General features: G+C 50.6%; 15 protein-coding genes. 9 read left to right on the top strand and 6 right to left on the bottom strand.

Annotated elements, in window-relative coordinates:
- Positions 1-17: 17 nt before the first annotated feature.
- The 3 genes from UM181_13600 to ribD all read left to right on the top strand — a co-directional run bounded on the left by UM181_13600 (position 18) and on the right by ribD (position 2,238).
- On the top strand, positions 18-449 hold the full coding sequence (locus UM181_13600; protein WQC62341.1) for a secondary thiamine-phosphate synthase enzyme YjbQ: 432 nt from the start codon (positions 18-20) through the stop codon (positions 447-449).
- Between the two features lie 223 nt (positions 450-672).
- Positions 673-1,140: a transcriptional regulator NrdR gene (nrdR, locus tag UM181_13605; protein WQC62342.1), complete on the top strand. Its 468-nt coding sequence runs from the start codon at positions 673-675 to the stop codon at positions 1,138-1,140.
- 27 nt (positions 1,141-1,167) lie between these two features.
- Entirely contained in the window at positions 1,168-2,238 is a 1,071-nt protein-coding gene (gene ribD, locus UM181_13610) for a bifunctional diaminohydroxyphosphoribosylaminopyrimidine deaminase/5-amino-6-(5-phosphoribosylamino)uracil reductase RibD (GenBank protein WQC64765.1), read from the top strand.
- A 23-nt stretch (positions 2,239-2,261) separates the two neighbouring features.
- Here ribD and UM181_13615 read toward each other — a convergent pair whose 3' ends face one another.
- The 3 genes from UM181_13615 to UM181_13625 are packed head-to-tail and all read right to left on the bottom strand — an operon-like array spanning position 2,262 to position 6,790.
- On the bottom strand, positions 2,262-4,271 hold the full coding sequence (locus UM181_13615) for a capsular polysaccharide biosynthesis protein (protein WQC62343.1): 2,010 nt from the start codon (positions 4,269-4,271) through the stop codon (positions 2,262-2,264).
- 36 nt (positions 4,272-4,307) lie between these two features.
- The gene (locus UM181_13620) at positions 4,308-5,495 is read right to left on the bottom strand and encodes a polysaccharide biosynthesis/export family protein (GenBank protein WQC62344.1); all 1,188 of its coding nucleotides are present in this window, start codon (positions 5,493-5,495) and stop codon (positions 4,308-4,310) included.
- Positions 5,492-6,790 carry a capsule biosynthesis protein CapA gene (locus UM181_13625; GenBank protein ID WQC62345.1) on the bottom strand — a complete coding sequence of 433 codons (1,299 nt, stop codon included), beginning with the start codon at positions 6,788-6,790 and terminating at the stop codon, positions 5,492-5,494. The genes UM181_13620 and UM181_13625 overlap by 4 nt, the downstream gene beginning before the upstream one ends.
- Before the next feature lie 133 nt (positions 6,791-6,923).
- Between UM181_13625 and UM181_13630 the strand changes: the two genes are divergently transcribed.
- Positions 6,924-7,541 carry a riboflavin synthase gene (locus UM181_13630; GenBank protein WQC62346.1) on the top strand — a complete coding sequence of 206 codons (618 nt, stop codon included), beginning with the start codon at positions 6,924-6,926 and terminating at the stop codon, positions 7,539-7,541.
- Here the strand turns inward: UM181_13630 and UM181_13635 are convergent.
- Complete coding sequence (locus UM181_13635) at positions 7,538-8,764, bottom strand: FAD-binding domain-containing protein (protein WQC62347.1); 1,227 nt, start codon at positions 8,762-8,764, stop codon at positions 7,538-7,540. The two genes, UM181_13630 and UM181_13635, sit on opposite strands and share 4 nt — an antisense overlap.
- A gap of 244 nt (positions 8,765-9,008) precedes the next feature.
- Between UM181_13635 and UM181_13640 the strand changes: the two genes are divergently transcribed.
- The 5 genes from UM181_13640 (at position 9,009) to UM181_13660 (ending at position 12,378) form a co-directional block, all read left to right on the top strand.
- The gene (locus tag UM181_13640) at positions 9,009-9,635 is read left to right on the top strand and encodes an ATP-dependent Clp protease proteolytic subunit (protein WQC62348.1); all 627 of its coding nucleotides are present in this window, start codon (positions 9,009-9,011) and stop codon (positions 9,633-9,635) included.
- Between the two features lie 147 nt (positions 9,636-9,782).
- A complete protein-coding gene (gene clpX, locus UM181_13645; protein WQC62349.1) occupies positions 9,783-11,048 on the top strand; it encodes an ATP-dependent Clp protease ATP-binding subunit ClpX in 1,266 nt (421 codons plus the stop codon).
- 99 nt (positions 11,049-11,147) lie between these two features.
- Positions 11,148-11,534, top strand: a complete 387-nt coding sequence (locus UM181_13650; protein ID WQC62350.1) for an NADH:ubiquinone oxidoreductase subunit NDUFA12 — start codon at positions 11,148-11,150, stop codon at positions 11,532-11,534.
- A 14-nt stretch (positions 11,535-11,548) separates the two neighbouring features.
- The gene (mlaD, locus tag UM181_13655) at positions 11,549-11,995 is read left to right on the top strand and encodes an outer membrane lipid asymmetry maintenance protein MlaD (protein ID WQC62351.1); all 447 of its coding nucleotides are present in this window, start codon (positions 11,549-11,551) and stop codon (positions 11,993-11,995) included.
- Complete coding sequence (locus tag UM181_13660) at positions 11,995-12,378, top strand: DUF2155 domain-containing protein (GenBank protein ID WQC62352.1); 384 nt, start codon at positions 11,995-11,997, stop codon at positions 12,376-12,378. Before mlaD ends, UM181_13660 begins: the two co-directional genes overlap by 1 nt.
- On the opposite strand, the gene aat is transcribed toward UM181_13660, so the two are convergent.
- Both aat and accC read right to left on the bottom strand, forming a co-directional pair.
- Positions 12,327-12,971, bottom strand: a complete 645-nt coding sequence (gene aat, locus UM181_13665) for a leucyl/phenylalanyl-tRNA--protein transferase (GenBank protein WQC62353.1) — start codon at positions 12,969-12,971, stop codon at positions 12,327-12,329. The two genes, UM181_13660 and aat, sit on opposite strands and share 52 nt — an antisense overlap.
- 107 nt (positions 12,972-13,078) lie before the next feature.
- The gene (accC, locus tag UM181_13670; GenBank protein ID WQC62354.1) at positions 13,079-14,428 is read right to left on the bottom strand and encodes an acetyl-CoA carboxylase biotin carboxylase subunit; all 1,350 of its coding nucleotides are present in this window, start codon (positions 14,426-14,428) and stop codon (positions 13,079-13,081) included.
- Positions 14,429-14,437 lie beyond the last annotated feature (9 nt).

The following is a 14,437-nucleotide window of genomic DNA, read 5'->3' on the forward strand; positions in this document are numbered from 1 at the left end:
AAACCGGTAGCGCGGGTATGCTTCAAAAGACTTTCACTATACAAACAAATGGTCCGCGGCTGTATGAGTTTACCGATCAGATCGCTCAGTGGGTGCAAGGCAACGGTCTGGTAAATTTATTCGTTCAGCACAGTTCAGCAAGCTTGTTGATTCAAGAGAACGCTGACAGGGATGTGCGCTCTGATTTAACGGCGTTTTTTGATCGTTTGGTGCCGCCGGCAACCCATCCTTCCATGTCATATTTGACCCACCTTTATGAAGGTGCGGATGATATGCCTGCGCATATAAAAGCCGCGCTTTTACCGACATTCCTAACCATTCCACTGCATGAGGGCCAATTGGCATTGGGTACGTGGCAGGGAATTTACCTCGTCGAACATCGCGTGGCGCCGCATCAGCGTCGGGTCTTTGCCTCTGTCTTGCGCGATCAGCTGCCCGTGCACTTGTAAAGACGCTGCGCTTCTCAAACAAATTTTTTGAGCCCGGCTGCCGTTTCTATGCAGGTGTAGCAGCACGATATTGTGTGGGCGGAGTTTAGGCATTTCATCGACGATCTATCTGTAGTGATCAAAAATGCAGACTACACAAAGCGTTGCGGTTGCCCTATAGTGCTCGTGGAAAACACTCTTCGGCCCGCAAACCCGGGCCAGTCTTATGCCAAAGGATATGCCAATGCGTTGCCCGTTCTGTGGGAATATTGATACCCAAGTGAAAGATTCCCGACCCGCTGAAGACCATGTTGCAATTCGACGCCGTCGGTTTTGTGCTGCTTGCGTTGGGCGTTTTACCACTTATGAGCGGGTACAATTGCGCGATCTTGTGGTGATCAAGTCGAATGGACGACGTGAAGATTTTGATCGCGACAAGCTCGAGCGCTCAATTCGTATTGCGCTGCAAAAACGACCAATTGAAAATGAACGGATGGAGCAAATGATTTCGGGGATCGTGCGGCGTCTGGAAAGCCTTGGCGAAACCGATATCAATTCAAAGAAAATTGGTGAGATCGTTATGGAAGCGCTGGCGCGCATCGATACGGTGGCCTATGTGCGCTTTGCGAGCGTTTATAAAAACTTTCAGGCTGCCGATGATTTTGATAAATTTGTCAGTGAATTAAGGCCCGATATACCCACAGAAGAATAGGCAAGAGCGGTGGAAGATCACCAGTTCATGACCCATGCGCTGGCCTTGGGGCGGCGCAACCAAGGCCATTGCTGGCCCAATCCGGCAGTGGGCTGCGTGATCGTAAAAGAGGGACGCGTTGTTGGCCGCGGTTGGACCGCGATAGGAGGGCGTCCTCACGCCGAATCACAGGCGTTACAACGCGCGGGCGCCTTGGCAGCGGGTGCCACGGCCTTTGTCACGTTAGAGCCCTGCGCGCATCAAGGGCAGACCGGGCCCTGTTGTGACGCGCTGATTGCGGCCAAGGTTGCGCGGGTTGTGATCGGTGCGCCCGATCCAGATCCGCGCGTTGCGGGGCGCGGGGTGGCGGCATTAAAAGCGGCGGGCATTGAAGTTGTTGAAGGTGTAGAGGCTGAGGCCGCTGCCTGGGATCACGCGGGCTTTTTAAATCGGATCCTGCGTGGCAGGCCACATATAGCGTTGAAAATGGCGGCCAGCTTTGATGGCAAATCCGCGATGGAAAATGGCGAAAGTCAATGGATCACCGGGCCATTGGCACGACGATGGGTGCATGGAATGCGCGCCCGCTATGATGCCGTTTTGGTGGGGGGGGGGACGGTGCGCCGTGACAATCCCAATCTGACCGCGCGGGATATAGGCATTGAGCGGCAGCCGGTGCGGGTTGTGGTTAGCAATGGCGTTGATCTTCCCGAAACCCATCATTTGGCGCAAACGGCGAACAGCGTGCCCGTCTGGATCTGCCATGGCCCCAAGGCGGATAACGCGCGTTTGCAGGCGTGGCAAAAGCTTGGGGCGGTGTTGATCGAATGTAGGGCGGATAACAACAATGTTGACCTTAAAGATGTTGCGCAGCGTTTGGCCCAAAAGGGCCTAACACGGGTTTTTTGCGAAGGCGGAGGGGCGCTGGCAGCGGCTCTACTGAAAGAAGATCTGATCGATGAGCTGATTGGCATCACGGCCGGGCTTGTGCTGGGCGCGCGCGCGCAGCCGGTGATCGGGGATTTGCCCATCAATCACTTAAAACAGGCAAAGCGGTTCGTTGCGCATAAGGCACACGCTGTGGGCCCCGATTTATTGCAAATCTGGCGGCGCTGCTAGGTTCGTTTTGTCCAAATTTTGGCTTAACGCCAAAACGGATTGGGTTTGGCAAACCAACCTTGAAGTTTTGCGGCCACTCTGTTCGCCTGGCTCGGGCGATGCGCGGTGGCGTCCAGCAATCGATCCACCACCACTTCAACTGGGCAAGCCCTGCGCGTGACCGGATCAAAGTAGCGCGGATACAATATGTGGCATCCGTATAAAAATTCAAGCAAGGTTAGGCCGGGTTTGCGCCTAGTGATTCTGGGCCCTAGATCATTTGTTAACCCCCAGCCTGCATAAAAGGGCTGCCCATATGTTGTAACGGAAATACCGCGCAGCAGCGCTTCAAACCCCATTAATGATGTGCCAGTGTGCACCGCATCGCAGCTTCTGAGGGCCTGCGCTGCGCCGCAATTTTCGAGGCAATTATCGGCAAAGTGCAAAATGGTTTTCTTAGGTAAGGCGCCAAGCCTTAAATTGCTTTCCACATCCGGGTGCGGCTTAAAAAGGATAAAGGCGTTTGGATTGGCGTTCCTGACGCGCTTTAAAAGCGATAGATTGTCACCCTTTGGGCCACCGCCGCACAGCACAGAGGCATCATCGGCAACTTGTCCCGGCACCAGAATGCAGCTTGTTTTTTGCTGCAGGTTATAGGCTCTATGAAGATTGTATTTTGTCAGATCATGGTCAATCAACCGTCTTTGTAGCGTTTGGATGCGCCGTATTTGATCCGCGCGAAGCGGCGGCATTTTTAACAATATGCGCTCAAGCCGGCTTTCCTGCGAAGGGTCGTAATAGATCCCAAGATCGTCACAAATTAGGGAAAGCGGCGGCACCAAGTCAGCACCCAAACCACGCGAGCGCAGAAACCCGTCTTCAATGCGCGTGACAGGTTTGCCGGCCGGTTGTTTTGCGCTGGCCCAAACCATCCTTTTGCGCGGGTTTCCTTTTAGGTCTTCGCTGGATGTGGTTTGAAATTTTACGGATTTGTATCGGCCAAAAAAGGCCCGAAAATGCCGGCGTTTCCACAGGCTAATGCCTGAAGCAGACCAGCCTTGGTGATCTTCGCGCCACGTGCGCGTTTCGGCTTCCAAATTGTCTAACGTGGTTTCTAAACTGCATAAGCGGTCCCGATAGGCATCATACCAAATTGGATATTTAATCATAGCCGCCAAAAACAATTGGCGAGAGCTTAGCTTTCGGCTTCGCCAAGGCATAGGCTTGTGATCCACTGTTAAGCCCCATCCCGCATAAAAGGGCTGCCCAAAAATATGGGGGCGGTGCCCCGCTAAAATCGCCTCAAAACCTAACTGGGAAGAAAAACTATAGACTGCTTTTGCGCGTTCCAAGAGATGCCAGGGTGAAGTTGCGCAATTAAAAAGCGTGATCTGTGGGGTATCGCAATGCCGCGCAGAAAAATAACCTTCGCGCAGATTGAGCCGCGTTTCTGGATGGGTTCGAATAATGATTTTATGATCAGGGAAATGGGCTTTTGCGTGCGCAAGCATTGCATCGAAGTCTATTTGCCCGCCGCCAGACGCGCGTACAGCACCATCGCCGCGGGTTTGATCGATCAGCAAAATGAAACCGGGTTCGGGAAGCGGCAAGCGCGGGTCAAAGGCTGAATACTTGGACAGGTGCTGGTCTTGAAGGCGAAATATTGCGTTTTCTGCGCGCTGTAGCTCTTGTGGATCGTTTAAAGGCGCATGCTGCAGAATTTGTTCCAGATCGCTGGGCTGCGCCGGGTCGTAATGGAAGCCCCGTTTGTCGAGCATTATGCCGATCGGGGGCTCTTGGCTTAACCGGGCGGGAAAGAGCGAGCGTAAAAACGCATCTTCGCAATATAAAAGCGGTGCGTTGAAATGCCGAGCTATCTTTTGGCCGCGCCGCGCGGCCGCCGATTTTCCCCAGATCAGAACTTCAGCTTGGGCAAAGGGAAGGCCCAGCGTTAGCTGATATCCTGAAAGCGCCAGAATACGCGCCAGGCGGCGGTTGTGTAAAAGCCCTAAACTATGCCAAAAAACATTCTTTTGGCGCTGCGATTGAACCATGCGCCGATTTTTATGAGCGAGAGGGGGTTGCATCGCTTAGCGTTTTAACGAGAGCGTATTCGCTGATTGGTTGATCGTGTTTACAGCGTCTAAAGATCCGGTAACGGCGGCAATAAGCTTGTTCCATTGGGTAAAGGCGGCCTCGGTAACGTAAACGGTATCTTGATCACGGATGGTGAAATCGCGGGCGATAAAGATGCCTGTAGGCTTTGTTAAATCCAAAATATAAACAATTTTAACCTCGCCAGTTAGATCCGAGCGGCCCAAGACATGATTGGCGGTTTTGGCGGCCTCATTGCGAAATACGAAAATGCCCTGTGGGTCAGAGGTAACGGGCGATAAGCCCCCCACCAAGGCCAAGGCTTCGATTGCCGAGATCGTTTGCGTGGGAAATCCAATACGTGCTTGTGTGCCCGTGGATCCTAAAGAGGTGAAGGCGCGTGTGTCGGTCTCGACAAGAACTCTATCTCCTGCACGCAGCGGAATATCGGTGTTCGGGTGGTTATAAAGGTCTTGAAACCAGACCTTTTCCAAAAGACTTCCGCGTAAGATGGTGATTTGCGCCACCTCGGGTTCGATGGTCACGCCGCCTGCTCGGGCCAGCATGGCACCCAGCGTTCGCGTTGGGCGCTCGATGGGGTAGATGCCCTGTTGCACCACGGCGCCAATCACCGATACGGTCGCGCCATCTCCCGAGCTGCGGCGCACTTGCACCTGCGGGTCAGGGGTTTGCACCTGCAAGATTTCCGTTAAATGTTGGCGGATCGAGTCAGGCGAATGCCCAGCTGCTTTGATCCGCCCAGCATAGGGAATGAAAATATACCCCTCGCCATCCACCTGTACCTCGTCAAGGATCGTTGAATTGCTGTTTTGGGCTGCCAAAAGACTGCTTTCCACGCTTTCCCAAATCGTCAGGCCTAATGTATCACCAGGCTGTATCGTATCGGAGCCCAGGATGGCGGCTGATTTGAATTTATTGGAAAAGCCCAAGGCAGAGATACTAGCGGTTTTTCGTGCAACGGCGGCGTCAACTTCGACAATAAGATTTTTTTCAGTTGTGTTTAAATCGGCAATAATCTCTGCTCGTGTCGGGCCAACTCTGGGCAATTCGCACGCCATAACGCTGCTTAAACAGATAAGCGCCGCGATCTGGCGAGCCAGCCATCTGCGCGATGCGGGTTGAAAGCGATACGACCGTATAAAACCGATAGGTAAGGGGATCATTCGGCTGCCACCAATGCAGCTGCGGAGGGTAGGGCTGCTAAACCATCCTGCTTATTATGGGCGATCTCACCCGTTAAATAGGCGGTATAGGGGTCTAGTGGATGAAACATTTTCTTTGCAAGGCGGGCAATTGCTTGCTGCCGCCCGGCTTTTGAATAAAACCCGCCAGGTATTTGCGATGTCTGTAATAAAAAGTTTCGAAACGCCTGATAGGCTGGAAGATTTGGCGCTTTTGGGTCTGCAAAAAACGCATCAAGCGATTGCTCGGAGACAAATTTATTTTGATTGTAAATCGCTTTTCCCAGCGTTTTTACTGGAATACCTCGCCATAAGGCTTGTTGCCCGGCGGTTGAATTGACGGTCACAACGCTGAGTGCGGGATCTAAGACATGCGCGAGCTTGTCGCCGGGAAGATAGTGAATACGCCTGTTAATATCGAATTTTGCACCTAGTCTTCGCAAATGATACGCAATCTCTGAACGACCGTCTTCCAAAGGGTGCGCTTTGATCACAAGATGATGATGCGGCGCGGCGTTATTTGCAAAACTTCGAAGAACGAATTCAAGAAAACTGGCGTTCGTTTTGAAGGGAGAGTGGTTTTGAATTGCGCTGTCATGCTGCAATTGCATCAAAATCAAATGATAGGGATGGGTCCGTAACTTTAAGGTTAAATTTGCCCAGAAACGTGCCGCCATTCGCGCTGGCGTAAAAATCAATTGCTTCAGATGAAGCCGAAATTCCTTCCTAATGCTGATCTCTCGATGCGAGGTGAAATTGGGAAATTGATGATTGGCGCACAGAATGCACCAATGATAGACGGCGCCATAGAAAATATGCTCGCGCATATCCCCCCAATGACAGGGGGCAGGCACGGGATCTGGATTGAGGATCAAGTGATCTGGAATAACGGCGCTCTGCGCTAAGGACATTAATTTTGAATTTCCATTGCTGCCGTCGCGCTCATAGGTGATCCAATAGGGTCTTAAATAGCCTTCTTCAAAGATATGAACGTTTATACCTTTGGCATGCGCGGCTTGAATGGCGGTTTTATGGAAGGGGCGCGTGTCGTTATAGATCACAAGATCTGTGATCTGCTTGTCTCGAATTTGTCGTTGGAAAAACCCGCTCCAGGCCTCAAGCGGCAGCGTGAAAGCCACAAAATTTTGTTTGTTTGCCCAAAAGATTTTATCGCCCTGATTGAATCCAATTTGGCAGGTGCTGTGGCCATAGCTTTCAAGCGCACCTGCCAGCTGTGAAAAAAAAGGTCCATGCGGCCCTTGTAAAAAAAGAAACATACGTTTTTTCTGCAGGTCATTGTTCATGAGCGTGAAATGATCCATATCTATGCAAGCTAAGGGCTGTCGCTCAAATGCGCTAATTTTTTGGCATAATTGCGGCGAAGATAAGAAAATTTGGAGTCACCGAACAATGTTTACTGGGATCATCACAGATATTGGGCAAATTGAACGCGTTGAACAACGCGGCGATATCAGAGCAAGGTTAAAAACCAGCTATGACCATGAAACGATCGCCCTGGGTGCTTCCATCGCGTGCAATGGGGTGTGCCTGACCGTTGTTGATTTTGGCGACGGCTGGTTTGATGTTGATATTAGTGCAGAAACGGTTTCAAAAACCAATATTGGGCCGTCTGATACCGCGACAAACAGCAGATCCGCTTGGGTTGAAGGAGGGCGCGTGAATCTCGAGCGTGCGCTCAAATTGGGCGATGAACTTGGCGGGCATATTGTATCGGGCCATGTTGATGGTATCGCTGAAATCACGGCCATCACCGAGGATGGCGACAGCACGCGGGTTGAATTTAAAGTGGCGAAAGATCTTGCGCGTTTTATTGCCCCAAAAGGGTCGGTGGCTTTGAACGGCACCTCGCTAACGGTGAATGAGGTTGGGGATGAAAGCTTCGGCGTCAATTTTATTCCCCACACCAAAACGGTCACAACTTGGGACGACATGGCTGTAGGGGATTTGGTCAACCTAGAAATAGACACGCTGGCGCGATATGTCGCCCGATTGGCCGAAACGCGTTAAATTATCGAGAGCGACGTTAAGATTTTCGGAATTTTTTCTCTAAATTTGAAGAAGCCTTTTGTGGCATATGGCCAAGAAACAATATCGTACTCGCGCATCACTTGCGTTAACTGAACGCCGTGATTACTCAATAGACGTGTACATTTTTCAAGCATCTGTGACGTATTCCCTACGGCGGCGTAGGGTGTGACTACTTGCTCTAATTTGTTTTCTAGCGCCCAAGACAAGATCCCCTCGGGGGTGGTCACGTCGCAGCAATTGAGCAGGTTGGGTTTCCAACGCTTTGTCGCGGCATCCAAAGCTGCGTTGTTAAATTCAAGCAATTTCGGGCTCGAAACCAGCATAGTGCCCGCATCAACCGGGCGATAAGCGGCCGATGCGATGCAGTCGCTACGATGAGTGAGATGCGCGATATTTAGATCGTCTGAGTGAAGCAATAACCCAGTTTTGCGCCCCTCGAGGTAAGGATTGGGAGGGTCTATTATTTTAGGAGCCATCGTGCTCGCGGTGTCGTTCAGCGGCGGCGCGACCTGCGCCAATCCTTTTGGGACGAACCTGCCATTGGTAAAGCGTTGAATATTTTCGGCGCGCGCCAGATAGGTTTTCCCAACAGAATGTAACCCCACCACCCAGCGCCAGCTCAACGTGTTTGAGGCAGCATCGCCATCCAGAAGGTGCCGCAAAAAAAAGTCAGCGCCCAATTGCCAGGGCAACTGCAGCGTGTAAACCCAGATTGAGGCAAACCACATTCTCGCATGATTGTGCAGATATCCGGTTTCGGCCAGTTCTTTTGCCCATGCATCAAAGCAATCTATCCCGGTTTCGCCCAGGCAGGCGGCCGCCCAACGATCGCGCAGGCCTGATTGAGTTTGCAACTCATGGGTTAGGTGATGCACATCGGCGCAGTATTGCATCCAAATATGGGGCCTGCTTTCGAGCCATCCCTTGAAGTATGTGCGCCAAAAAATCTCATCAATGAACTTTCCCGCCTCGTTGAGAGAATGCGCTGACAGCACTTTCTTCAAAACGTCTTCTTCCGTTATAATGCGGCGTTTTATATAAGCAGAGAGCTGCGACACATGTTTATGCTGGCCCGCGCCCAGGTCAAAGTTTCGGTTTCTTGTATAGGATGTGCCAGCTTTTGGTAAAAAAGCGGCCAAAAGCACAAGGGCCTCTTCTCGCGATCCTGAACACACCTGCATTGAAAATTCCGCCGTAACCATTCTTGTGAGTTAGTCCTAAAGAGGATGATTTCAAGACGATAAAAACAAACGAGTTTTGGTTTTAATTTGAAAAGCATATGAAGCTTAAGAGCGGTAAATTTCACCTAAAAAGCGCGGGTTTTGTCTAAAACGAACGAGATGCTTGCCTCGGAAGCAGGTTTAATCTGCGTGAGCTATTGCAGAGCGGGGGTTGCAGTACTAAGACTCGTACTAGTCAGATATCCTTAAGAATAGGCAGGGCAGAATGAAAGATCCAATAGACACATATATGAACAGCTTGGTTCCGATGGTGGTTGAGCAAACCAGCCGCGGCGAGCGCGCCTATGATATCTTCTCAAGGCTTTTGAAAGAGCGGATCATTTTTCTCAGTGGTCCCGTCCATGACGGGATGTCCAGCTTGATCGTTGCGCAGTTGCTACATCTAGAGGCGGAAAACCCTTCTAAAGAGATTAGCATGTATATCAACAGCCCGGGCGGTGTAGTGACCAGTGGATTGTCGATTTACGATACGATGCAATATATCAAACCAAAAGTTTCAACGCTTGTGATAGGGCAGGCGGCTTCGATGGGGTCCCTACTGCTTACGGCAGGTGAAAAAGGCATGCGCTTCTCGCTTCCAAATAGTCGGATTATGGTACACCAACCCTCTGGTGGATATCAGGGGCAAGCCACTGACATCATGATACACGCTGAAGAAACATTGAAGCTTAAAAAACGCCTCAATGAAATCTATGTCACGCATACCGGGCAGGATCTTGATCAGGTTGAAACCGCGCTCGAGCGCGATAATTTTATGTCTCCTGAAGATGCCAAAGACTGGGGGTTAATTGACGAAATCGTGACTAATCGCGCGAAAGATGACGCGGAATAGGGTTCGGCTTGTGACAGCGCCCGCAAGCGCAGGAGGTTGGAAGCAAAATTTTGGCATTGTAGAGCCGCCATGCCTAGCTTAAGCTAGCAGGCAGTATATGTAGACGCGTAAAGTTTTTGGGATTTTGAAAATCCAAAAGGGTAGAACATGGCATCAAATTCCGGTGGTGAAAGTAAGAATACTCTTTATTGCAGCTTCTGCGGTAAAAGCCAGCATGAGGTGCGAAAGCTGATCGCTGGGCCGACTGTGTTCATTTGTGACGAATGCGTCGAGCTCTGCATGGATATCATCCGCGAGGAAACCAAAAGCTCGGGGTTGAAATCCTCAGAAGGGGTTCCAACGCCGCGCGAAATTTGCGGCGTTCTTGATGATTACGTGATTGGTCAAAGCATTGCCAAACGTGTCTTATCTGTGGCGGTTCACAACCATTATAAACGTTTGAACCACGCTGCTAAATCGGGCGATATCGAATTGTCAAAATCCAACATTTTGCTGATCGGGCCAACCGGCTGCGGGAAAACCTTGCTGGCCCAAACCTTGGCACGGATTTTAGACGTGCCCTTTACAATGGCGGATGCAACCACGCTGACCGAAGCGGGCTATGTGGGCGAGGATGTTGAAAATATTATTTTGAAGCTTCTGCAAGCTTCTGAATATAATGTCGAGCGCGCGCAGCGTGGCATCGTTTATATAGATGAAGTTGATAAAATAACGCGGAAATCTGAAAACCCATCGATCACCCGGGATGTATCGGGTGAGGGGGTTCAGCAAGCTTTGCTGAAACTTATGGAGGGCACCGTGGCAAGCGTGCCTCCGCAAGGGGGACGAAAGCATCCGCAGCAAGAATTTTTACAAGTTGATACGACCAATATTTTATTCATTTGTGGTGGCGCTTTTGCCGGTTTGGATAAGATCATTGCACAGCGTGGCAAAGGCAGCGCGATGGGGTTTGGCGCCGATGTGCGCGATAATGATGAGCGCGGTGTGGGCGAGGTTTTCCAAGATTTAGAACCCGAAGATCTTCTGAAATTTGGCCTTATTCCTGAATTTGTTGGGCGCCTGCCAGTTTTGGCGACGCTAGAAGATCTGGATCAAGACGCGCTGGTTACGATTTTGACGCAGCCTAAAAATGCGTTGGTGAAGCAATATCAGCGTTTGTTTGAGCTGGAAGAAACAAATCTGACATTTACCGATGAGGCGCTCGAGGCAATCGCGCAACGGGCGATTAAGCGTAAAACAGGTGCTCGTGGATTGCGGTCAATTCTGGAAGATATCCTGCTGGATACGATGTTTGACTTGCCAGGCATGGACGAGGTCCAAGAGGTTGTTGTGAATGAAGATTCGGTTAATTCCGATGTGGCGCCTTTGATGATTTATTCTGATGCTAAAAAAGAATCAGCTACCGCTGGTTAGGGTTGAAGCTAGGGGGGCGTGAATTCGGTTATTTACCTTCAGGGTGCAACCTTATAGAGCGATAGGGTAAATGAGATTATTTGCGATTTGGAGAGTTTCATGGGTGTTTTGAAAAGCCTGCTAAGGGCGGTTACGTGGTGGCAGGGTCAAACCTTAAACACGCAGCTGTTTACATGGCGCAAAGGGCTTAAAGTGGGCATGGATGAACAGGGCAATACCTATTACCAAAATGCTGACGATAGCCGCCGATGGGTTATTTTCAACGGAGAAATCGAAGCCAGTCGGGTTAGCCCTGATTGGCATGGTTGGCTTCATCATACTTGGAACGATCCTCCCAATGTTGCGCCGTTAAAGCGTAAAACCTGGGAAAAGGCGCATCAAGAAAATTTGACGGGCACGCAATCTGCCTACGCCCCCGCAGGATCCTTACGCCTCCAGTCCCCCAAGCCCGCACAAGATTATGAAGCGTGGCAACCAGAAGGGTAGCGGAGAGCTTTAGCATGTCTGAAAACCGTCTTGAAATTGCCGTTGGCGGGGTGGTTTTAGCCCTCGCAGTGGGGTTCGCGGTATTCTTAGCCCAATCAACCGGATTGTCTGGATCATCTTCTTCATATCCGATTTCGGCGTCTTTCCGCTCGGCCGAGGGGATCAGTGTTGGTACTGACATTCGCCTCGCCGGCGTGAAAATTGGCACGATCAGCGATTTGAAGTTGAATTCCGAAACTTACCGCGCTGAATCTATCCTGTCGGTCAGAAATGACGTTCGAATTCCCGATGACAGTGCTTTGGCTGTGGCTTCAGAAGGCCTTTTGGGTGGTAGCTTTATCGAAGTTATCCCCGGTGCCTCGTTTGATTATTTAGAGGCTGGTGACGAGATTATCGACACGCAAGGCTCGGTTAGCTTAATTCAATTGTTGTTGAAGTTCGTGTCTAGCGGCCAAAACTGATGCGGTTCGGCTTTTTTGGTTTTTTGATCGGGTTCGCTATTTGCGCCCAGGATGGGCAGGCGCAATCCGCCGTACAAACAGCGGATGGAGCGGTACTGCGCGGATTAGATAAAGTCAGCGGCGATATACAAGATTTCCCGCTGCGCGCCGGGTCTTCTATTGAACTTGGCGCGTTGAATGTAGCATTATCCGAATGTCGCTATCCGGTCGATAATCCGATGGGCGATGCGTTTGCTTATCTTACAATTTCTGAGGATCCGCTTCAACCGCCAGTATTTATGGGGTGGATGGTGGCCTCTTCACCGGCATTAAATCCACTGGATCATCGACGTTATGATGTTTGGGTTTTGCGCTGTGCAATGTCTGAAGCGTCTACAGAATAATCTCTATTTAAAAAATCGCCATTGTTACGCAGGGCATGCTGTAACTTTTTATGATAATCGGCGCGGCTGATTTCGACGGCTCCCAGCGATTGCAAATGCGGCGTTATAAATTGAGTGTCAAAAAGCTTAAACCCTGTGTGCTTTAATCGATGTATAAGATAAGCCAGCGCGATTTTTGATCCATCCGTTTGCTTAGAAAACATGCTCTCACCAAAAAAGGCAGCTCCGATCGTTAGCCCATAAACACCTCCGGCCATGCTTCCCTTTTGCCAGACTTCCAGGGAATGGGCATGGCCTAATTTGGCCAATTCGCAATAGAGGTTGAAAATGCGCGTGCTGATCCAAGTTTCGCTGCGCTCAGCGCAGGCTTGCATCACGTCAGGAAACGCTGAATTGATCCGAATTTCGTAATTTTCCTGACGGATCCTGCGGCCTAAACTACGCGAGATGTGATAATTACCCAGCGGAAATATACCGCGAAACTTTGGATCAACCCAGAATAAATCTGGATCATTCCGCCCCTCCGACATTGGAAAAACGCCTTGTCGATAGGCTTGTAACAAGAATTCAGGGGCAAAAGCGTCATTTGCCATCACGCGTATCGCCCCTTATTTCAGCGGTCCAAGCCGCATGTCTATGCGGTTAGTTTTTGCCAAAATGAAGGGCGTTTCTATGGAAAATATCCCAAACATTGTTAACTCTAGTCAAAATCCTGCGATTCCAACCAATCCTCTAGCCAGTGAATATTGTAATCTCCACTCAACACCTCTTGTGCGTTCAGAAGCGCTTCAAAAAGCGGAATGGTTGAATCGACACCATCAACGATCAATTCAGCCAAGGCGCGGTTTAGGCGCGCCAATGCCTCGGGGCGGTCGCGCCCATGCACGATGAGTTTTCCAATCAAACTATCATAATAGGGCGGAATGGAATAGCCAGCGTAGAGCGCGCTATCCATGCGCACGCCCAAGCCGCCAGGGGCATGATAGGCGGTGATTTTACCGGGGCAGGGTGAAAAGTTGGGCAGTTTTTCAGCGTTGATCCGCACTTCTATCGCGTGCCCATCAATACTTAAGTCTGATTGCGAAAAGCTCATCTCAAGGCCGCTGGCAACGCGAATTTGTTCGCGCACCAGATCCACGCCAAAAATTGCCTCTGTAACCGGATGTTCAACTTGCAAACGCGTGTTCATTTCGATGAAGTAAAAGGCGCCATTTTCGTATAAAAATTCAATAGTTCCAGCGCCAATATAATTGATCTTAGCAACGGCGTCGGCGCATACTTTTCCGATTGCGGCGCGTTCTTCAGCTGAGATAGAGGGGCCCGGGGCCTCTTCGAATACTTTTTGATGTCGGCGCTGCAACGAGCAATCTCTTTCACCAAGGTGAACCGCTTTGCCTTTTCCGTCGCCAAATACTTGAATTTCAATATGGCGCGGAGTCGTAAGATATTTTTCTATGTAAACTTCATCATTGCCAAAAGCCGCCTTGCCTTCTGCGCGTGCGGTCATAAATGCCTGTTCCATCTCGGCTTCGTTTTGGGCAACTTTCATGCCGCGCCCGCCGCCTCCTGCAGTGGCTTTGATAATCACTGGATAGCCAAATTCTGTACCAATGCGATAGGCCTCTTGCAGGGTTGCAACGCCGCCATCTGAACCGGGTACGCAGGGCACGCCAAGGGCTTTCATCGTGTCTTTGGCTGAAATCTTATCGCCCATGATGCGAATATGCTCTGCGGTTGGGCCAATAAAGGTTAAATCATGATCCTCTACGATTTGAACGAATTGCGCATTTTCCGATAGAAAGCCGTAGCCGGGGTGAATTGCCTGGGCGCCGGTGATCTCACAGGCTGAGATAATCGCGGGTACGGATAAATAACTTGCGCCACTGCTCGGCGGCCCAATACAAACCGATTCATCCGCCATTCGCACATGCATCGCATCGCTATCCGCAGTGGAATGCACTGCGACTGATTTTATGCCCATTTCACGGCAGGCTCTTATGACCCGCAGCGCGATTTCGCCCCGATTTGCAATAAGTACTTTTTCAAACATCAAATCGCC

This window comes from Alphaproteobacteria bacterium US3C007, from assembly GCA_034423775.1.
GTDB classification, from domain to species: Bacteria; Pseudomonadota; Alphaproteobacteria; order Rhodobacterales; family Rhodobacteraceae; genus Thalassovivens; species Thalassovivens spotae.